The organism is Runella sp. (assembly GCF_027484545.1).
In the GTDB taxonomy this organism is placed as follows: Bacteria; Bacteroidota; Bacteroidia; order Cytophagales; family Spirosomataceae; genus Runella.
On record NZ_JAIXST010000101.1, the window covers coordinates 1 to 18,683 of the forward strand.

At 44.9% G+C, this 18,683-nt stretch carries 20 protein-coding genes and 1 tRNA gene; 15 read left to right on the forward strand and 6 right to left on the reverse strand.

Going from position 1 to position 18,683, the window contains the following annotated elements; genetic code table 11:
* Positions 1 to 224 precede the first annotated feature (224 nt).
* The 4 genes from Q0081_RS09100 (at position 225) to Q0081_RS09115 (ending at position 5,229) form a co-directional block, all read left to right on the forward strand.
* Positions 225 to 296, forward strand: a tRNA-Arg gene (locus tag Q0081_RS09100).
* Between the two features lie 389 nt (positions 297 to 685).
* Positions 686 to 3,085, forward strand: a complete 2,400-nt coding sequence (gene hsdR / locus Q0081_RS09105) for an EcoAI/FtnUII family type I restriction enzme subunit R (RefSeq protein WP_298351758.1) — start codon at positions 686 to 688, stop codon at positions 3,083 to 3,085.
* A gap of 168 nt (positions 3,086 to 3,253) precedes the next feature.
* Positions 3,254 to 3,604, forward strand: a complete 351-nt coding sequence (locus tag Q0081_RS09110) for a GxxExxY protein (RefSeq protein WP_310586483.1) — start codon at positions 3,254 to 3,256, stop codon at positions 3,602 to 3,604.
* Positions 3,605 to 3,783: 179 nt separating this feature from the next.
* Positions 3,784 to 5,229, forward strand: a complete 1,446-nt coding sequence (locus tag Q0081_RS09115; RefSeq protein WP_298351760.1) for an N-6 DNA methylase — start codon at positions 3,784 to 3,786, stop codon at positions 5,227 to 5,229.
* On the opposite strand, the gene Q0081_RS09120 is transcribed toward Q0081_RS09115, so the two are convergent.
* Entirely contained in the window at positions 5,220 to 5,627 is a 408-nt protein-coding gene (locus Q0081_RS09120; RefSeq protein WP_298351762.1) for a type II toxin-antitoxin system VapC family toxin, read from the reverse strand. The two genes, Q0081_RS09115 and Q0081_RS09120, sit on opposite strands and share 10 nt — an antisense overlap.
* Positions 5,624 to 5,776, reverse strand: coding sequence for a hypothetical protein (locus Q0081_RS09125; RefSeq protein ID WP_298351764.1), 153 nt, complete (start codon positions 5,774 to 5,776; stop codon positions 5,624 to 5,626). The genes Q0081_RS09120 and Q0081_RS09125 overlap by 4 nt, the downstream gene beginning before the upstream one ends.
* Positions 5,777 to 5,883: 107 nt before the next feature.
* Here Q0081_RS09125 and Q0081_RS09130 point away from each other — a divergent pair, with 107 nt between their 5' ends.
* Positions 5,884 to 7,482, forward strand: coding sequence for a restriction endonuclease subunit S (locus Q0081_RS09130; RefSeq protein WP_298351766.1), 1,599 nt, complete (start codon positions 5,884 to 5,886; stop codon positions 7,480 to 7,482).
* Between the two features lie 97 nt (positions 7,483 to 7,579).
* On the opposite strand, the gene Q0081_RS09135 is transcribed toward Q0081_RS09130, so the two are convergent.
* Both Q0081_RS09135 and Q0081_RS09140 read right to left on the reverse strand, forming a co-directional pair.
* Entirely contained in the window at positions 7,580 to 7,780 is a 201-nt protein-coding gene (locus tag Q0081_RS09135) for a type II toxin-antitoxin system HicA family toxin (RefSeq protein WP_298351768.1), read from the reverse strand.
* Between the two features lie 5 nt (positions 7,781 to 7,785).
* Complete coding sequence (locus Q0081_RS09140) at positions 7,786 to 8,025, reverse strand: type II toxin-antitoxin system HicB family antitoxin (protein WP_298351770.1); 240 nt, start codon at positions 8,023 to 8,025, stop codon at positions 7,786 to 7,788.
* Between the two features lie 263 nt (positions 8,026 to 8,288).
* Here Q0081_RS09140 and Q0081_RS09145 point away from each other — a divergent pair, with 263 nt between their 5' ends.
* A complete protein-coding gene (locus tag Q0081_RS09145; RefSeq protein WP_166559034.1) occupies positions 8,289 to 8,486 on the forward strand; it encodes a hypothetical protein in 198 nt (65 codons plus the stop codon).
* On the forward strand, positions 8,486 to 8,752 hold the full coding sequence (locus tag Q0081_RS09150; RefSeq protein WP_298351775.1) for a type II toxin-antitoxin system RelE/ParE family toxin: 267 nt from the start codon (positions 8,486 to 8,488) through the stop codon (positions 8,750 to 8,752). Before Q0081_RS09145 ends, Q0081_RS09150 begins: the two co-directional genes overlap by 1 nt.
* 80 nt (positions 8,753 to 8,832) lie before the next feature.
* On the opposite strand, the gene Q0081_RS09155 is transcribed toward Q0081_RS09150, so the two are convergent.
* Positions 8,833 to 9,021, reverse strand: a complete 189-nt coding sequence (locus Q0081_RS09155; protein ID WP_298351777.1) for a type II toxin-antitoxin system HicB family antitoxin — start codon at positions 9,019 to 9,021, stop codon at positions 8,833 to 8,835.
* 298 nt (positions 9,022 to 9,319) lie between these two features.
* Here Q0081_RS09155 and Q0081_RS09160 point away from each other — a divergent pair, with 298 nt between their 5' ends.
* The gene (locus tag Q0081_RS09160) at positions 9,320 to 10,069 is read left to right on the forward strand and encodes a hypothetical protein (protein ID WP_298351779.1); all 750 of its coding nucleotides are present in this window, start codon (positions 9,320 to 9,322) and stop codon (positions 10,067 to 10,069) included.
* Between the two features lie 32 nt (positions 10,070 to 10,101).
* Here the strand turns inward: Q0081_RS09160 and Q0081_RS09165 are convergent, their stop codons facing one another.
* Positions 10,102 to 12,234 (reverse strand): penicillin acylase family protein, encoded by a 2,133-nt coding sequence (locus tag Q0081_RS09165; RefSeq protein WP_298351781.1) that lies wholly within the window; start codon positions 12,232 to 12,234, stop codon positions 10,102 to 10,104.
* A gap of 322 nt (positions 12,235 to 12,556) precedes the next feature.
* Here Q0081_RS09165 and Q0081_RS09170 point away from each other — a divergent pair, with 322 nt between their 5' ends.
* The 7 genes from Q0081_RS09170 (at position 12,557) to Q0081_RS09200 (ending at position 18,668) form a co-directional block, all read left to right on the forward strand.
* A complete protein-coding gene (locus Q0081_RS09170; protein WP_298351784.1) occupies positions 12,557 to 13,228 on the forward strand; it encodes a Crp/Fnr family transcriptional regulator in 672 nt (223 codons plus the stop codon).
* A gap of 74 nt (positions 13,229 to 13,302) precedes the next feature.
* On the forward strand, positions 13,303 to 14,109 hold the full coding sequence (locus Q0081_RS09175; RefSeq protein WP_298351787.1) for a sulfite exporter TauE/SafE family protein: 807 nt from the start codon (positions 13,303 to 13,305) through the stop codon (positions 14,107 to 14,109).
* Positions 14,110 to 14,212: 103 nt separating this feature from the next.
* Positions 14,213 to 15,628, forward strand: a complete 1,416-nt coding sequence (locus Q0081_RS09180; RefSeq protein ID WP_298351789.1) for a rhodanese-like domain-containing protein — start codon at positions 14,213 to 14,215, stop codon at positions 15,626 to 15,628.
* A 228-nt stretch (positions 15,629 to 15,856) separates the two neighbouring features.
* Positions 15,857 to 17,278, forward strand: a complete 1,422-nt coding sequence (locus tag Q0081_RS09185; RefSeq protein WP_298351791.1) for a rhodanese-like domain-containing protein — start codon at positions 15,857 to 15,859, stop codon at positions 17,276 to 17,278.
* Positions 17,279 to 17,446: 168 nt separating this feature from the next.
* On the forward strand, positions 17,447 to 17,767 hold the full coding sequence (gene trxA / locus Q0081_RS09190) for a thioredoxin (RefSeq protein ID WP_298351793.1): 321 nt from the start codon (positions 17,447 to 17,449) through the stop codon (positions 17,765 to 17,767).
* Positions 17,768 to 17,791: 24 nt separating this feature from the next.
* Entirely contained in the window at positions 17,792 to 18,409 is a 618-nt protein-coding gene (locus tag Q0081_RS09195) for a class I SAM-dependent methyltransferase (RefSeq protein ID WP_298351797.1), read from the forward strand.
* A 7-nt stretch (positions 18,410 to 18,416) separates the two neighbouring features.
* Positions 18,417 to 18,668: a hypothetical protein gene (locus tag Q0081_RS09200; protein WP_298351795.1), complete on the forward strand. Its 252-nt coding sequence runs from the start codon at positions 18,417 to 18,419 to the stop codon at positions 18,666 to 18,668.
* Positions 18,669 to 18,683: the final 15 nt, after the last annotated feature.

Genomic DNA, 18,683 nt, shown 5'->3' on the forward strand with positions numbered 1-18,683 from the left:
AGGGGGACAACAGGTCTTAAATCTCAGAACAAAGTTCCTAAGTAATCAGTGGAATCAGGTTACAAAAAAGGTCAGAATAGCAGCTTGAAATAAATCTGCACTTTTTCGTACACCCAAACGTGCAAAACGTGTTTGCAATTTAATACAAAAGCGTATATTTGCAGCCCGAAATAGGCACCCGCCGATAAGGGCAGAGTAAAATATTTTGTTCTTTTATCTTTTTTGCGCCCGTAGTTCAATGGATAGAATTGTGGTTTCCGGTACCACCGATAGGGGTTCGAGTCCCTTCGGGCGCACACAAATTCATTAATTTGGTTTTCGGTACCACCGATAGGGCGGTTAGCCGTTGCCATTCGAGTCCCTTCGGGCGCACACCTTTAATAAATAACCAGCTAACTGATAGATAGTTAGCTGGTTTGTTTTTTGTTAGGGGACGCGCCAGTTATCGTTTTTTCTACATTCTGCCAAAATCCTCCTTCTTTTACTGTACAAGGTTATTGCCAATCGCAGCTCTTCATAAAATCATTAGTTCATTCACCCATCAACCGTTCATCGCCGGCCTTTGAGTTTGCAGATAGCTTACCCTTTTCGGTCTTCTTCCATCGTTTTTTAGCTTAAATTCGCTGATGGAATCGCTAAAAAACCTTATCTTTTGGCCAAGTTTGACATACTGTTCCTCAACGCTATGGATAAAAAAAACCTGTCTGAAAGAGACATCTGCACCAAGCTTATCACGCCTGCGTTAGAAAAAGCCGGCTGGAATAAATTGACTCAGTTTTTAGAAGAGGTTTCGTTTACCGACGGAAAAATCTACGTGCGTGGCAAAATGACCGCCCGGGGAGAACGCAAACGGGCCGACTACGTGCTTTATTACAAGCCCAATATTCCCATTGCCATTATAGAGGCCAAAGACAACAAACATTCCGTGCGGGCCGGGATGCAACAGGCGCTCAACTACGCCCGCATTTTGGATATTCCCTGCGTGTTCAGCAGCAACGGCGACGGCTTTCTCTTCCATGACCGAACCGCTACCGATGCGCAGATTGAAGAAGAAATACCCCTTGACAACTTCCCTACGCCGCAACAGCTTTGGGAGAAGTACAAAAAGTACAAAGGCATCATCACGCCCGATGCAGAGAAAATAGCCGCGCAACCGTATTACGCCGACGGCAGCGGACGGAATCCACGCTATTATCAGCAAATCGCGGTCAATCGTACCGTAGAGGCCATTGCCAACGGCCAAAACCGCATTTTGCTCGTAATGGCTACCGGAACGGGAAAAACCTATACGGCCTTTCAAATCATTCACCGACTTTGGAAAAGCGGGGCGAAGAAACGGATTCTCTTTCTGGCCGACCGAAACGCGCTGATTGACCAAACGCGGCGAGGCGACTTTAAGCATTTTAAAGATAAAATGACGGTGGTCAAACACCGCCAAATTGATAAAAGCTACGAAATTTATCTGGCGTTGTACCAAGGGCTTTCGGGTTCAGATGAAGCGGCCAACGTTTATAAACAGTTTTCCCCCGATTTCTTTGACCTCATCGTCATTGACGAGTGCCACCGGGGCAGCGCCAACGAAGACAGCGCCTGGCGCGAAATTTTGAGTTATTTCAAAAATGCCACGCACGTCGGCTTGACCGCCACGCCCAAAGAAACGGAAGAGACCAGCAACAGCGAGTATTTTGGCGAACCGGTTTATACCTATACCCTCAAGCAGGGCATTGACGACGGATTCTTGGCTCCGTATCAGGTGGTTCGGGTAGCACTCAACGTGGATGCCGAAGGTTGGCGGCCCGAACAGGGAAAAACCGACAAAGCCGGAAACTTGGTCGAAGACCGCGTCTATAATCGCTCGGACTATGACCGAAAACTGGCGATTGACGAGCGGACGGACATCGTGGCCCAAAAAGTCACGGAATTTCTGAAAGGCTATGACCGCTTTGCCAAAACCATTATTTTTTGCGTGGACATTGACCATGCCGAACGGATGCGCTCGGCCATGGCCCGCCACAATGCCGATTTGGTGGCCGAAAACTACAAGTACGTGATGCAGATCACGGGCGATAATGACGAAGGCAAACGCGAGCTCGACAACTTCATTGCCCCCGAAGAACGCTATCCCGTGATTGCGACCACCTCCGAATTGATGACCACGGGCGTAGATGCGCAAACCTGTAAAGTGATTGTGTTGGATGCCAACATCAATTCCATGACCAAGTTCAAACAAATCATCGGACGCGGCACCCGAATCAACGAGGAATATGGCAAACGCTACTTTACTATTCTCGATTTTCGGAATGCCACCGACTTGTTTGCCGATACTGCCTTTGACGGTGACCCGATTCGGATAAAACCGGTAAGCGAAGAGGAGGATTTGAGTACGATTGTCGAAGAAGACGAAAACAATACGACGCCTATCATTGACGAAGTGTCGGGGGAGGAAATTGAAATGACGCCCCAACCGCCCGTGATTCGCTACCCTTCGCTGCCCGGTGGCGGTATGGCACAGGAACCGCGCCAAAAAGTGTACGTCAACGGGGTGGATGTATCGGTGCTGGTGAGTCGGGAGTTGTATTTTGACAATCAGGGCAAACCCATCACCACGAGCCTGAAAGACCATACGAAGGGCATCATTCAGGGAAAATTTGCTTCGTTGGATGATTTTTTGAATCGTTGGAATACCACTGAACGTAAGGAGGCTATCGTGGCCGAACTGCTCGAACAGGGTGTTTTGGTGGAGGCGCTGTACGAGGCCGTGGACAAAGAAGTTGATTTATTTGACTTAATTTGCCACGTGGCCTACGACCAACCGCCGCTCAGCAGGAAGGAACGGGCCAACAACGTGAAGAAGCGCGACTACTTTACCAAGTACGGCCCTCAATCCAAAAAAGTACTGGAAGCGCTGCTCGACAAATACGCCGACGAAGGCATTACCAACATCGAAAGCATGGACGTGCTCAAAGTAAAACCATTGACCGACTTTGGCTCACCGGTGGAGATTTTGAAGGAGTTTGGCGGCAAGCCCAATTATTTGAAGGCGATTAAGGAATTGGAAAATGAACTATATAAAATAACAGCCTAAACTGGGATTAGGCGGATTTTAGGATTGTAGGATTTTTTTTATTTGCCTAATCGACAAATTCCTAATGATTTGAATTACAGGATTTTTTAATGTACATATTCGACAAAAAAATTACAATGAAACACGAAGAGTTGACGCATAAAATCATTGGTTGCTCCATGAAAGTACATGCTACGTTGGGAAGTGGTTTCCAGCCGGGCCGCCGGAGCGGAAGTTATTTATCAACGGGCGTTGGCTATTGAAATGGAAAAACAGGGTTTGGGTTTTGCTCGCGAAATGGAAATGTCTATTTATTATGATGGCATACACATCGGAACGCGCCGTGTTGATTTTTTTGTGGAAGATAAAATAATGGTCGAAATGAAGGCTGTTTCGTTGCTCAATGAGGCGCACCTTGCCCAAGCCATCAACTATTTGGAAGCCTATAACCTTCCGGTTGGTTTGCTCATTAATTTTGGCAGTAAAAGCCTTGATTTTAAACGGGTATTCAACACCAAACACCCCGACAACAAACGATAACCTAAGATTAATAGGATTTAAGGATTTCTTTCAATCTTCCCTAAAATTCCATTAAATCATTGTAATTAATCTTATAAATCCCAAAACAAAAAACCTAAGAATCATGGCTTGAAGGAAAGATTTCCTGCTTTAAAAAAATCCTAAAATCCAATAATCCCATAAATCCAAGTACAGACAATATGAGCAACATAACTGGCGTAATCAAAAGCATCCGCGACATCATGTGGCAGGATACGGGCCTCAACGGCGATGCCCAACGCGTGGAACAGCTGGGCTGGATGCTTTTTCTTAAAATATTCTCCGACAAGGACTTAGAGTTGGAATTGCTGGACGATACCTACACGTCGCCCATTCCAGCGGCGTATCATTGGATACAGGAAAAGGGTAATTGGGCGGGCGACGACGAAGGCATCACGGGCGACGAGCTGCTGGAGTTTGTGGATCGTCAACTCTTTCCGGCCCTGCGCAACCTCGACGTCAGCACGGGCAACCGCCGAGCGCTCATTGTGCGGGAGGTGTTTGAGGGCAACAACAACTACATGAAGAGCGGCATCAACATCCGGAAGGTGCTGAACAAACTCAACGAGATCGATTTTAACGTGGCCAAAGACCGCCACGCCTTTGGCGAATTGTACGAGGGCATCCTCAAAGAACTCCAAAGTGCGGGCAAAAGCGGCGAGTTTTACACGCCCCGCGCCATTACGCAGTTTATCACCGACATCATTGACCCCAAAATCGGAGAGAAGCTGCTCGATCCTACCTGCGGCACGGGCGGCTACCTGACCTGCGCCATTGAGCACCTCAAAGCCCAGGCCAACAGCGTGGAAGACCGCCAGAGCATTGCCGAAAACGTGCGCGGCTGGGAGTACAAGCCGCTGCCGTTTCTGTTGGCCACTACCAACCTGATCCTGCACGACATCGAAGTGCCCAACATCCGTTTTGGCGATGCGCTCGACCAACCGTTGAGCAATTTTACCGAGAAAGACCGCGTCCACGTTATTTTGGCGAATCCTCCGTTTGGCGGGATTGTGGCTAACAACAACGAAAACAACTTCCCCCAAAACTACCGCACCAAAGAAAGTGCCGACCTGTTTTTGGTCCTGATGATTCACCTGCTCAAACAGGGTGGCCGCGCCGGAATCGTATTGCCCGACGGCAGCCTCACGGGCGAGGGCGTGAAGCTGCGCATTCGCCAACGCCTGTTGGAAGAGTGCAACCTGCATACCATCATCCGGTTGCCCAACAGCGTGTTTCAACCCTACGCCACGGTAGCGACCAACCTGCTTTTTTTCACGAAAGGCACACCGACCAAGGAAATCTGGTACTACGAACACCGCCTGCCCGAAGGACAAAAATCGTACTCCAAAACCAAAACCATCCAAGCCAAGGAGTTTGACCCCATCAAAGCATGGTGGGACCACCGCGTCGAAAGCGATGTATGCTGGAAAGTGGACATCCAAACCATTATCGACCGCAACTACGACCTGGACATCAAAAACCCCATAAAGCCCGAAGAAAGCCACGATTACAGCAGCGCCGAACTGATGGCCATGTTGGAAACGTCATTTGCTAAAAGCCACGCGTTGTTGGGACAATTGAAGGAGGCAGTGCAGGGCTATTCGTAGTCAAACAAACGAATGGGATAATCAGGGAAGTATCTATCCGTTGACACCATCGTAAAGCCCGTACTTGCCGCTTGGGCTATCAACACCCTGTCATAGATATCTTTGTGGTCTTTGACAGGTTGAATTTCATAAAAACGTTGGGAATGTTCGGCCGTTAAATTCAAAACGATTACCTGTAAACTTTGTACGGCTTCGTTGATAAAAGTAGAGAGAGGGACTTTTATTTTAAAAATGTGCGGTTTAGTATCCAACAAATAAGCCATTTCCCAAAAAGAAACCGAACTGACATATTTAATGGAACGAGGGTCTTCCAAAAGTCTGACAATCTTTTTAGGTAGAAGTTCCGGCTGTTGAAATGCTTTAATAAATACTTGAGTATCAAGCAAGTAGTTTCTCATTTTCTCAAAGCGTTATCAAAAACGGCATCGTAGTCAATCTCGGCCAAATACCTGCCTGCTCCCAATGTTATTTTTGGGTGTTGGGTGTTTTTCTTGGGAGATTTGCCGTTTCCTTCGTTTGTTTTGATTTTGGGCGTTATGGTTTTCATCGGTGCCTGAGTTATATAGCCTTTCAACAAAGATAAAAAAAAATTAGTTTAGCCTCACAGACAAAGGCACAAACCACCGAAAACAAGCAGATTGACACAAAACCAATATGAGTAGAGGAAGAAAAAAAATAACCCCCAATGGATTAGATTGGGAAAGTTTGTTCAATAAATCAGTAGGTAGCTACTTTGAATATATCATACATAGTTTAGGTCAAAAGTATTCCAATCAAGTAGTTTCTGAAAATACTCCTTTCCCATTGCCTAATGATTGGACGTGGAGCAAGTTTGCCGACATAGCTGAACTTGCTGACAATCTTAACATTGAAGCAAAACTTCCTCCTGAAACTTTGATTCATTATGTTGATATTGATGCTATCGACAATAACGCATATAGAATCCGGGAACCTAAGCTAAAAACAGTTTCGGAACTTTCGTCACGAGCGCGGAGAGTGTTAAAAAAAGGGTATCTAATGTATTCATTGGTACGACCTTATTTAAATAACATCGCGATTGTTGAAGAGGATAAAGAATACTACATTGGTTCAACCGGATTTGCCGTATTCAAAATCAATCAACTTGATAGTCAGTTTATTAAGCTTTGGCTTTTATCTGATTATGTGAAAGCAAGGTTTTTAGATATGATTTCGGGATTCAATTCGCCGAGCATAACTATGGAACAATTTCTTACAACTTGGATTCCGGTTCCTCCACTTGAAGTACAAACAAAACTATTAGATTTCGTTGATGCTTTTCAGAGTAATACAATTGTTTCAGACAAAGCGTATTTTGATTCAGAAACCGAAGAGAACGTGCTGGAACTGCACGAGTCCCAACTCATGTGCAATCAACTCTCTACCGAACTCACCCACCAACTCGACCTTGTTAAACAACTCCGCCAATCCTTCCTGCGCGAAGCCATGCAGGGAAAACTCGTTGAGCCAAACAACGACGGAGAAACTGGCCAACAACTTTTAGAAAAAATCAAAGTCGAGAAAGCGCAGCTCATTGCCGCCAAAAAACTTAAAAAAGAAAAAGACTTACCGCCTATTAAAGCGGAGGAAATCCCCGGGGCGGCGTTCCGCTTTGATATTCCGGAGCATTGGACTTGGTGTCGTTTGGGGGAGGTGATATATGATACAGAAGGTGGGAAAAGCCCAAATTGCTTACATCAGCCTGTTGTAAACGATGAATGGGGTGTCATTAAAACTACCGCCATCCAAGAAATGAGCTTTCTACAAGATGAGAATAAAGTACTGCCTTCAAACTTTATCGTGAACGAACAATATAAAATTTTTGAAGGTGATGTTTTAATAACAAGGGCTGGACCTAAGAATAGAGTAGGAATTGTTTGTTGTGTTGAACATCTGTCAAAGAATCTAATGCTTTCTGATAAAACAATTCGGATTAAACATTCCAAGGAACTACTGAATCCAAAATTCATAGCATTGGCTTTAAATAGCCCACTGTTAAAACCATTTATCGAAAATAAAATGGTGGGAATGGCCGATAGTCAAGTGAATATATCACAAGATAATATGAAGGCACTTCCCATCCCTCTTCCACCCCTTTCCGAGCAGCGGCGCATTGTAGAAAAATTGGAGTCATTGATGCAAACCTGCGATGCCTTGGAGGCCAGCATCAAAAGCAGTCAAGTGCAAAACCAACAGCTTTTGCAGCAGGTGCTGCGGGAGGCTTTGAGGAAATAAAATTTTTAGCATCTCAGTTAAGTGCAAAACCAACAACTTTTGCAGTAGGTTCGGACGGCCGATGCCGCTGCGGGAGGCGTTGAGGAAGTGAGGCGCCTCAAATTTCTGATTTATCTATACCCGCATCTTTCAAAATAGAGAAGAACGTTCCCTTTGCTAAATCTTTGTTTCCATGAACGGGAACAATCACAAAACCGCCATTTGGATGCTGAAAAACATGATGACTTCCTTTGACTCTATCTAAAATCCAGCCTTTTTGCCTGAGAATTTTGATTAAGTTTTTGGCCGAATAGTCCATTAGGGTTACGCGTATTGCAAGTTGGGTACATTTACCGAATACTCTACTGTTTCGCTATCGTCAGGTATTTCCAATCCCTTTGCCTGCATGCTTTCAATCATCACTTCAATGGCTTCTTTGGCCATTTTCATGGCTTCTTCGATAGTTTCCCCCCATGTAATACATCCTTTCAAGGTGGGTACAATAGCGGTGTAAGACCCCTCCGGTTCTTTGCGAATAATAACCCGATAGTTAAGATTTTTCATGAAATTTGCTTTATAATACGTTCTAAAAGCGAAAGTTTAAATCTAAACAAAGATACCGTTTATTTGAGAATAATCACGGGCGTTTAAGCAGACAATTGCGGCGGTCTAAGTCCTGATGCAAACTTGCGGTAAACAGTCAAGGGCAAAACCAACAACTTTTGCAGTAGGTTCGGACGGCCGATGCCGATGCGGGAGGCTTTGAAAAAGTGAGACTTTGAGAATCGTCTCAAAAAAAGTATTTTTGAATAACCAATCATCAAACAATGGAATCGCTCATCATCACCCCAAAAAACAAGGTCGAACAGAAGCTGTTATCCGACCTTTTGGCCAAAATGAACGTAAAAGTGGCTGTACTGACCGATGAAGCCAAAGAAGACTTGGGAATGGCCACCTTATTAAAAGAAGCCGACCGTACCAAGAAAGTCTCCAAAGAAACCATCATGAGCAAACTGAGAGGCTGATGAAAGTAGAGTTTTTGGCCAAATTCGACAAAGACCTTGACAAACTGACAAGTCAACGCGTAAAAGATGATATTATCTCCGCCATTGAAAATGTAGAACAAGCTCAAAAAATAGCTGGTATACAGAATATTAAAAAGCTAAAAGGAGCAAAAATTGCCTATCGTATCAAAATCGGCGAATATCGAATCGGCCTTTATATTGAAGGCAAAACGGTTGAGTTTGCCCGCGTAGTTCATCGCAAAGACATCTACAAATTTTTTCCTTAGTCTTCAACGGGGAGCTAAATTTCAAATTTCTGATTTATCTATACCTGCATCTTTCAAAATAGAGAAGAACGTTCCCTTGGCTAAATCTTTGTTTCCAATCCCTTTGCCTGCATACTCTCAATCATCACTTCAATGGCTTCTTTGGCCATTTTCATGGCTTCTTCGATGGTTTCTCCCCATGTAATACAGCCTTTCAAAGTGGGTACAATAGCGGTATATGACCCCTCCGGTTCTTTGCGAATAATAACCCGAAAGTTAAGATTTTTCATGAAAATCAGCTTTATATTACTTTCGAAAAGCGAAAGTTTAAATCTAAACAAGGATACTGTTTATTTGAGAATAATCACGAGCGTTTCAGCAGATAGCAGAGCGGATTTAAGCTCCGATGCAAACTTATAGCAAGCAGTATTCGAGTGTAATAGTATGTATTGCACTTTACCAAACGGGAAATCTCCCATTTTTTTTCGGGGTATTTTCCAAGAAAAACGGGAAATACCCCATTGCAGGAATCTCCTTTTCTTCCCTACTTTGCAAACAAGATAACTACCTTCTAAACCAACTGCTTATATGCCACTCTATCAACAATTGAAACAGCAATTTAATGCCGGTTTTCCCTCGAATCCGAAAACCAATCCCGAAACGAAAGTATCAGCCGAACAGGATACTCTCAGAATCGTAGTGGGAATTTTGGGTGTTTTGTTGCCCATTGTGCTATGGATCAGTCTGGCTATAGTCAGCTGTTATACCAAACCGCTGGAATCTATCAGTCACTACTTTTATACCCGAGTGAGCAGTGTCTTTGTCATCACCATGAGCTTGTTAGCCGTATTTTTAATCATTTACAAAGGCAAGCGCCGTCGGGATTTTCTGCTTTCCCTGATTGCCGGCATCGCGGCTTTGTTGGCCGTATTTTTTCCAACCACCAATTTAGCGCCCCGGTGTTGCCATCCCGATTATCTGTATTCCATTACCTATATTGATCCGGAAAAAATTTGGGAAACTTTTCACTTCGCCTCCGCCGGGGTATTTCTTGGCTGCTTAGCTATCATGTCCATTTGGAGATTTCCCGCCAAGGATTCTTCCGATGAACACCCCATCAAAAGGGATCGGGTGTTATATGTAGTGTGCGGTATTATTATGTTGGTAGCGATGCTGATTATATTTCTCGGCAGTAACGGTATTATCTTCGACAAACGAGATTTTGAGTACCCTAATGCCGGCACTTTTTGGCTGGAGTCCGTGGCGGTTTGGGCTTTTGGCTATTCATGGCTACTGAAGGCCGGTTTTTTCTCCAAATTAAAGAAGACTTTTTTCTAAAGAAGCATTTTGGAGTTTTATCACCGGTATTCCTACTTAAACACCGTTTTCTCGGCCAAATGCTGTTCGGCTTCTTCGCGGGTAAACCAAACTGGTCTCATTTTCTTCTCCGAAAGTAAGGGTAATTGATCGTTGTTGTGTTTGGAATCCGGTTGGGTAGCGTTGCCGTAGCTGGTCAATACTTTGGCTTTAAGGGGTTTGGAAAATTCAATAGCTGCCACATAAGTGTCGCCATGTGCTGGGAAGTATTTTCCATCAATGGGCGCTCCCAAGGTCATGGTTCTGAAAACCCCCATGGGACCCGGGCCGCCGTTGCCGGGCAAGTCAACGTCGCCGATGCGGAAACGAAAAACTTCGCCCCAAGGTACGTCCAAACGTCCATACGTCGCTTTTACCTCTTTGGCCGCGTCCAGCAACGCAACAAGTGCGGCTTTTGGGTCGGCGATGCCTTTGGGAGTATTAATGGGGTCGTTGAGGTCCCAAGGCGTTGAAAATAATTTTGAGGCAGTGCCTAAACTGTTGAGTTTTTCGGTTCCTCCTACCCATTTTCTCACAAAGCGGTCAAATAAAAAGGCTCCTTTACTTTCGTTGTCGGTGTTGTGGTCCCAGTTGGACAGGACACTCGCGACTTCCTTAGCTTCGGGACTTCCGTTGGCTTCTGCGGCGGCAATCAACTCCGGAGCGATGCGGTCGGCCAACTCCATTTGAGTGGAGAGTTTTAACTGAATAAATTCATCCAACGAGATTTTGTCGGAATTCATCAGCATTCTCACCGAGCGTTGCGTTCTGAATGACATATTCGGTGCGGGAGCCATGTAGGCAGGGAAATCTTTGTAATTATTGACCATGGGCACGGTGGCAGTCCATGGCGGTTCGTTGGTGTTTTGTAGCCAGCCCGTGGCAGGATTACGGACTTTTGGCAAATCTTTGTACGAGTGGGTTTTGGTCCACAATGTAGCCGATGTATCACCTCTGACCACCCCGGACCAAAAGTTCCAGTCACCCAACGGTCGAACGGGTACCTCGGCATTGAATAGGTTGAAAATATTGCCTTTGTTGTCGGCAAACATCAGCGTGTACATGGGGATTTGCAATCGGCTCACTGCCGCTTCAAACTCCGTTAAATCTTTGGCCCGCGCCATGTCCCAATATTGCTCAAATATCCCTGCCTGCCCCAAGCCTGCTACCCGCATCGCAATTGTTTTACCCCGCGTCGGCGGTCCGACCTTTTCGCTCACGACGGGGCCATGAACGGAATGACGAATCACCATTTTTTCTTCCTTCAATGACCCATCTGGTTGCCGAATTTTCAAGATCCGTTCTTTGGCCTCAAACGCCTTTACTTTTCCATCCCATTTGTAGCCTCCTTCGACGGTGGTCAGCTCGTAAAAATCCTGTCCGTCATTGGTGTTTACCGTTTGCGAATAGCCCGCCGTAGCATTAAATGCCATCGTTAAAATGGGAAATCCCATGCGACTGATGCCGTAGGTATTGACACCCGGTGATACCAATTGTGCTTCCACATACAGGTACAAATCGGTCCATGGAAGGTGAGGGTTGGTCAACAGTAAGGTATTTCCACTGGTTGATTTTTTAGGTCCGATGGCCCAGGCGTTGGAGCCGTTTTTGTCGCCCTGCATCCTTTCCAAAGACGCTACCTGCGTCTGAGGGGCCAGAAACACAAAATGGGTAACTCGTTGGGCGTGTGCGATCACATCAACGGCCGTAATAGGCAAGGCTCGTTTCGCTTCGGGGCTGATTTTGTCGGGATTTTCGTTGGCATAATCATTGACCCCGCGTGCAAAAGCGTCCAAATTTTTGCGCATGGCGGGTTTTTGCAGCGTATACCATTCGGCGGCTCGTTCGTGGATGCTGTTGGTAATGACCCAACGGTCGGCCTGTGCGTATTTTTCACCCCAATATTCGGCTCCTTTGCCCCGTGCCTGACCGTACAATTGTAAAATCAGATTTCCGTGGTTTTTGGTTTGTGCCCAGCCATACGCATAAAACAGGCTCTCGTCATTTTTGGCGTAAATGTGAGGGACGCCCCACGTATCCCACAGAATTTCCGCCTGTTTGTAGGTTGGTTTTTGTTGGCTGAATGATGTTTCAGTAAGAAAGATTGTTAAAAATAAGAGTGAGGAGAAGGTAAATTTTCTTTGCATGTTGAATGAAGCAGTTCGTGATGAAGGGTCGTATTTTTTCCTTTAATGAAAGTAGATTCATAGCAAGGCAATTAACTGCAAAATAGCGAATTGCCAACTATTATTTTACGAATAGCTGTTGTTTTAGTTTTTTCTTCTTTGGGAATAATAAAATACCAATGATTACTATAAAATTTTGTAGGGCGCGGGGCGGCTTGTTTACTTCAGGGTCAGCGGTATTTCAGACGATATTCAGAATTCAGGAAATGTTTTGATAAAATCCATGGTTTGTAGATTGTAAACGTGAAAATTTGTTACCTTAAAATAGAGTAATGCCAAACACATGAAATTAGACACTCAGACATTAAAGGCGAATTTTGGTAATTTATTTGAGAGTGATTTGCTTCAGGAGTTATCCCAAGTCGGCAATTACATGGAGGTAGAAGAAGGGTTTGTGCTTATGCGGCCTGGGGGGTATATTCGTACGGTTCCCATCCTGTTGAGTGGTTCGGTAAAAATATCCCGTGCCGATGCCGACGGGCGCGAAGCCTTGTTGTATTATTTGGGAGGGCTTGATTCCTGCGCGATGTCGCTTACCTGCTGTTTGGGTCGTCGCCAAAGTGAAATTACCGCTGTAGCCGACGAAAAAACACGAATGATTTTAGTACCTGTGGAAAAAGTGGATGAATGGATGAGCAAGTATTCTTCTTGGAAACAATTTGTATTTGCTACTTATCAAAAACGTTTTGATGATTTATTGGGGGCTATTGATCAAATTGCCTTCCATAAGCTGGACGAACGGCTCTTAACGTTGCTCAATCGCAAGTCAAAGCAGTGCGGATGTACGGTATTTAATATCACCCACGAAGAGTTAAGCAATGAGTTGGCTACGTCGCGTGAAGTCATCTCCCGACTTTTGAAACAATTGGAGAAATTAGGGAAAGTAAAACTCTCCCGAAACAAAATAGAATTGCTTACTACGGCAAAAAATCAAACTATCTCTGCGTCTGTGTAACAATTATCACGGAACGGGGGTTTGAGGTCATCTACTTTTGTGATGTCATTTATTCATCACATTACGCAAGGGAAATGAACTCAACTGAGATTTTCGGCTTTTCAGCTTCTATTTTTATCGGCATCAGCCTTGGGCTGATTGGAGGAGGAGGGAGTATTCTTACGCTGCCCGTTCTGGTCTATCTTTTGGGGATTAACCCCGTCCTTTCTACTGCCTATTCATTGTTCGTGGTCGGAACCACTTCGTTGGTGGGATCGGTCAATTTTATGCGTAAGGGCTTGGTCAATTACAGAGCCGCCCTCGTTTTTGCCATTCCTTCTTTTATTACGGTGTTTCTCACCCGTAAGTATTTAGTACCTGCCATTCCGAATTCACTCTTTACCGTTGCGGGTTTTGAAGTGACCAAAAATATCGGCATCATGCTGTTTTTTGCGTTGGTGATGCTGGCAGCCTCTTATTCGATGATAAAAGGCAATAAGAAAAAAGAGGAAGCGGAATCGGGCGAACTTCATTTTAACTATCCCATCATTGGACTGGAAGGTGCTGTCGTGGGCGTTCTGACGGGAATCGTAGGAGCGGGAGGTGGTTTTTTAATTATTCCCGCCTTAGTTTTATTAGCACGTTTACCGATGAAAATGGCCGTAGGAACATCGCTGCTGATTATTGCGGCCAAATCATTGATTGGTTTCGTAGGAGATATTTCCAATTCGTTAGTGGATTGGACCTTCCTGCTGGAATTTACTGCCCTTTCGGTCGTTGGTATTTTTGTAGGGGCTTACCTTTCGCGATTTATTGCCGGCGAAAAGCTCAAAAAAGCCTTCGGTTGGTTTGTGCTGGTGATGGGCGTTTACATCATTTCCAAAGAAATTTTCTTCCATTGATTAAAACAAAAATTGGCTTCTGTACCAAAAGTGACAGATTGACTTTGTCGCTCATTGTAGTTTTACTCTATTATTCATCGCAACCGATAAACAACCGATAACCATGTTCTTCCAACACATTTATGACAAGACCTTAGCGCAGGCAAGCTACCTCGTAGGCTGCCAAAAAACCGGCGAAGCCATCGTGATTGACCCCAAAAGAGACGTTGATACGTATGTGGACATTGCCAAACAAAACGGGTTGCGCATCACCCACGTGACCGAAACCCACATTCACGCCGATTTTCTGTCGGGTGCCCGGGAGTTAGCCGCGATTATGGGAGCAACCTTATACCTCTCCGACGAAGGCGGCGAAGGTTGGGAATACGAATTTGACCACGTTGGACTGAAAAACGGCTCTGTCATTAGTGTAGGTAACCTAACCCTCAAAGTAATTCATACCCCCGGACATACGCCCGAAAGCATCAGCTTTTTATTGACCGACAAACCCGCTTCGTTGCAACCGGTGATGTTGTTTACGGGAGATTTTGTGTTTGTAGGCGACATTGGCCGTCCGGACTTGTTGGAAAAAGCCGCCGGTATGCTCGGAACGCAGGACGCCGGAGCGCTGCAAATGTATCATTCCATCCAAAAATTCAGTGCTCTACCGGATTTTCTGCAAGTATGGCCCGGACACGGTGCTGGGTCGGCCTGCGGAAAAGCACTGGGCGCAGTACCAAGCTCAACGGTAGGATACGAAAAAATTAGAAACTGGGCTTTTCAATACGATGATGACCAAGAAGGATTTGTAAAATACCTGCTGACGGACCAACCGGAGCCGCCCACCTATTTTGCGATGATGAAAAAACTCAATAAAGTAAATCGCCCGTTGCTGACGGAAGTGCCTAAGCAAAAGAAATTGACGGGAGAAGAAGTAAAAGAGGCCATGGCCAAAGGCATTAAACTCATTGACACGCGCAACAAAGTGAATTTTGCGGCAGGCTTCGTGCCCGATAGTCTCAATATTCAGGGCAACAACGCATTTGCCACTTGGATGGGCTGGTTTGTCAATTATGAAGAATCATTTATGTTGGTCGCTGATGATGCTCAAATTGAAGATTTGACCCGTAAATTAATGCGTATTGGCTTAGATAACGTATATGGTTACATTTCGGATGTTACCTCGGCAGGTGTTGAATTAGCCAAAAGTGATGTAATTGAAATAGAGGAGTTTAAGACTTATTTGAACCGCGAAGATGTTCAAGTGGTAGATTTACGCGGTGTGGCGGAATACAACGCCGGTCATATCGAAGGAGCAGTGAATGTGTTCATTGGCACGCTGCCAACAAACCTTGGCAAAATCAGCCGTGACAAGCAGGTTGTTATTCACTGTCAGGGCGGTGATAGAGCTGCGATTGGGTACTCTATTTTAGCTAAAAACGGTTTTAAAAATGTAAAAAATTACTCGGGAGGTATCAACGACTGGGTCAATAAAAGCAATCCGTTAGAAACAGCGATGGCAGAGGTGGCCGTTTACTGATTTTTCTCTCCAATAACACGAATTATCTGCTAAAGAGGTTTTCTAAAAGAACCTCTTTTTTTGTGTCAATAACTGAGATCAAATTATAAAACAAGTTGTAAAAGCTGACTAAGATCAGCATTTTTGTGTGCCAAATGTTACAAAAGTCGTTGCTGCACTTTCCTAATTTTGTTCTATCAAACATTGAATGTTTGAGGATAACTACCTCACTTAAACACTTAAAAAAACATGAAAGTAGAACAAATTTACACGGGTTGTTTGGCAGAAGCCGCTTATTACATCGAATCAGAAGGAGAAGCTGCCATCATTGATCCGCTTCGCGACACAAAACCCTACATTGACCGTGCAACAAAAGAGGGGGCCAATATCAAATACGTATTTGAAACCCACTTTCACGCCGATTTTGTATCCGGACATTTAGATTTATCCGCCAAAACGGGAGCGACGATTGTCTTTGGACCTACTGCCAAACCTGCTTACACCGCGTATACAGCGCAGGATGGCGAAGATTTTCAGCTGGGAAAAATAAAAATCCGAGCCATTCATACGCCCGGACACACCATGGAATCGACCTGTTTTTTACTTATTGATGAAACAGGCAAAGAAACCGCCATTTTTACGGGTGATACCCTGTTTATCGGCGATGTAGGACGCCCCGATTTGGCCCAGCACGTAATCAGTGACCTGACCGAAGAAAAACTGGCCGGGCATTTATACGAATCACTGCGCAACAAAATCATTCCGTTGCCTAATGAACTGATTGTTTATCCGGGACACGGGGCCGGCAGTGCTTGCGGTAAAAAAATGAGCAAAGAGACGACAGATACGCTCGGCAATCAAAAACTGTTTAATTATGCGTTGAACCTGAATCTGACCAAAGAGCAATTTATCAAAGAAATATTGACAGGATTGGTAGCTCCACCCAGCTATTTTCCCCAAAACGTGCTGATGAATATCAAGGGGTATGAAAGTTTGGACGAAGTCATGCAGCGGGGAAGTCAGGCGCTTTCGCCCGAGGCGTTTGAAGCGGCCGCCAACGAAACCGAAGCCTTGGTACTGGATGTGCGCGAGGCGCAAACCTTTGCTAAAGGGTTTATTCCCAACGCAATTAACATTGGTATTGAAGGGCAATTTGCTTCGTGGGTCGGCACGCTTATTCCCGATTTAAAACAACCGATTTTATTGGTGACAGAGCCGGGAAAAGAAGAAGAAACCATCACGCGTTTGGCGCGGGTAGGCTACGACAATTGCATCGGTTATTTGCTGGGAGGAATACAGGCTTGGAAAGAAGCGGGCAAAGAAGCAGATACCGTAACCTCTATTTCTGCCGAAGCATTTTCAAATTTATTGGCTGGAAATCCAACCCTTGCCGCTTTTGATGTTCGGAAGAAAAGCGAATACGATTCTGAGCACGTGATCGGCGTTGAAAACCTGCCGCTCGACTTTTTGAACGACAACATGGCCCAAATCAACCCCGACAAAACGTATTACCTGCACTGTGCGGGAGGGTATCGTTCCATGATCGCGGTTTCGATTCTGAAAGCCCGCGGCTTTAACAACCTGGTTGATGTGGCCGGTGGTTTTGCCGCCATCAAAGCCTTCGGCAAATTGCCATTGACCGAGTATGTTTGTCCAAGTACGATGCTGTAAGTAATCCAAATATACAAGTCAGGCATTCCAACGCTGTGTACCTTTACAGGATTCAGGGTTGGAATGCTTTTTTATTTTAGGGTTTGTAACATTTATCACGGAGCTTTATTTTTCAATTACGGACCTTTGTATCCTAATTATTTCCATTCAATTCTATTCATTATCGTCATGGAAACAACACAGAAAAAAGAAACATTTGCCGATATTATCAATTCCGAAACTCCCACCTTGGTTGATTTTTTTGCCGAATGGTGCGGCCCCTGTAAAATGATGTCGCCGATTTTGAAAGATTTTGCCGACCAAATGGGCGACCGTGTGCGCGTCATTAAGATCGACGTAGATCAAAATCCGAACGCTGCCCAAGCCTACCGAATTCAGGGCGTGCCTACGCTGATTTTATTTCAAAAAGGAGAAATTAAATGGCGACAATCGGGAGTCGTTCATAAACATCAATTGGAACAGATAGTCAGTCAATTTGCAAATGCATGAAAGAGTGTTAGAATAGTTGATATGATGAACCCGGAAAATAAAAACCATTGGGAAACGGTTTACGAAACCAAAAACCCCGACCAAGTAAGCTGGACTCAGGACGTACCCACAACGTCACTGGATTTTATTCATTCGTTCAAACTGCCCAAAACGGCCAAAATCATTGACATCGGTGGGGGTGACAGCAAATTGGTGGATTTTTTGGTCAACGAAGGTTTTGAAAACGTCACTGTTTTAGACATTTCCGCTAAAGCCCTTGACAAAGCAAAAAAGCGCTTGGGCGAGAATGCAAAAAAAATCAATTGGGTCGTAAGCGACATCACTGATTTTGAACCCAATACTACCTTTGACGTTTGGCACGACCGAGCCACTTTTCATTTTTTGACCACCACCGAGCAGGTGGCAAAATACATGGAGACGGCCCGAAAATCAGTGAACGGCTTTTTGACCATTGGTACTTTTTCAGAAAACGGCCCCACCAAATGCAGTGGGCTGACAATCAAACAATATACAGAAGATTCGTTGACAACGGAATTGAAAAATGGATTTGAGAAAATTCGATGCTTGACCGAAGATCACACAACTCCTTTTCAGACCACTCAGAATTTCCTGTTTTGCAGTTTCAAAAGACAGGCTATTTGAAAACGAAATGAAACAATCAATCAACAACTGGAAACTTTGGTTAATGGCAAGCCTCACCTTGGGGCTTGCTCCTTTTTTACCGGAACCCCACCTTTTTGGTAAAATCAGGTGGATCATGGGCGGGGCTGTTGGAATGAAACCCATGGACTGGTTTGACGGTTCATCGTCACATTTGGTGAAAGTCGAGGTTTGGGTTGTAATTTTGAAGAATGGACTCTGCCTTCCTTTTGCCTTCCGAGCTCGACTTAGAACTACTTGATTACGAACTTTACCC

What these genes read in the sequence shown, in the direction of transcription:
- hsdR (WP_298351758.1), top strand. Translation starts at nt 686, where the DNA reads ATGGATAAAAAAAACCTGTCTGAAAGAGACATCTGCACCAAGCTTATC.
- Q0081_RS09110 (WP_310586483.1), top strand. Translation starts at nt 3,254, where the DNA reads ATGCTACGTTGGGAAGTGGTTTCCAGCCGGGCCGCCGGAGCGGAAGTT.
- Q0081_RS09115 (WP_298351760.1), top strand. Translation starts at nt 3,784, where the DNA reads ATGAGCAACATAACTGGCGTAATCAAAAGCATCCGCGACATCATGTGG.
- Q0081_RS09120 (WP_298351762.1), bottom strand. Translation starts at nt 5,627, where the DNA reads ATGAGAAACTACTTGCTTGATACTCAAGTATTTATTAAAGCATTTCAA.
- Q0081_RS09125 (WP_298351764.1), bottom strand. Translation starts at nt 5,776, where the DNA reads ATGAAAACCATAACGCCCAAAATCAAAACAAACGAAGGAAACGGCAAA.
- Q0081_RS09130 (WP_298351766.1), top strand. Translation starts at nt 5,884, where the DNA reads ATGAGTAGAGGAAGAAAAAAAATAACCCCCAATGGATTAGATTGGGAA.
- Q0081_RS09135 (WP_298351768.1), bottom strand. Translation starts at nt 7,780, where the DNA reads ATGGACTATTCGGCCAAAAACTTAATCAAAATTCTCAGGCAAAAAGGC.
- Q0081_RS09140 (WP_298351770.1), bottom strand. Translation starts at nt 8,025, where the DNA reads ATGAAAAATCTTAACTATCGGGTTATTATTCGCAAAGAACCGGAGGGG.
- Q0081_RS09145 (WP_166559034.1), top strand. Translation starts at nt 8,289, where the DNA reads ATGGAATCGCTCATCATCACCCCAAAAAACAAGGTCGAACAGAAGCTG.
- Q0081_RS09150 (WP_298351775.1), top strand. Translation starts at nt 8,486, where the DNA reads ATGAAAGTAGAGTTTTTGGCCAAATTCGACAAAGACCTTGACAAACTG.
- Q0081_RS09155 (WP_298351777.1), bottom strand. Translation starts at nt 9,021, where the DNA reads ATGAAAAATCTTAACTTTCGGGTTATTATTCGCAAAGAACCGGAGGGG.
- Q0081_RS09160 (WP_298351779.1), top strand. Translation starts at nt 9,320, where the DNA reads ATGCCACTCTATCAACAATTGAAACAGCAATTTAATGCCGGTTTTCCC.
- Q0081_RS09165 (WP_298351781.1), bottom strand. Translation starts at nt 12,234, where the DNA reads ATGCAAAGAAAATTTACCTTCTCCTCACTCTTATTTTTAACAATCTTT.
- Q0081_RS09170 (WP_298351784.1), top strand. Translation starts at nt 12,557, where the DNA reads ATGAAATTAGACACTCAGACATTAAAGGCGAATTTTGGTAATTTATTT.
- Q0081_RS09175 (WP_298351787.1), top strand. Translation starts at nt 13,303, where the DNA reads ATGAACTCAACTGAGATTTTCGGCTTTTCAGCTTCTATTTTTATCGGC.
- Q0081_RS09180 (WP_298351789.1), top strand. Translation starts at nt 14,213, where the DNA reads ATGTTCTTCCAACACATTTATGACAAGACCTTAGCGCAGGCAAGCTAC.
- Q0081_RS09185 (WP_298351791.1), top strand. Translation starts at nt 15,857, where the DNA reads ATGAAAGTAGAACAAATTTACACGGGTTGTTTGGCAGAAGCCGCTTAT.
- trxA (WP_298351793.1), top strand. Translation starts at nt 17,447, where the DNA reads ATGGAAACAACACAGAAAAAAGAAACATTTGCCGATATTATCAATTCC.
- Q0081_RS09195 (WP_298351797.1), top strand. Translation starts at nt 17,792, where the DNA reads ATGAACCCGGAAAATAAAAACCATTGGGAAACGGTTTACGAAACCAAA.
- Q0081_RS09200 (WP_298351795.1), top strand. Translation starts at nt 18,417, where the DNA reads ATGAAACAATCAATCAACAACTGGAAACTTTGGTTAATGGCAAGCCTC.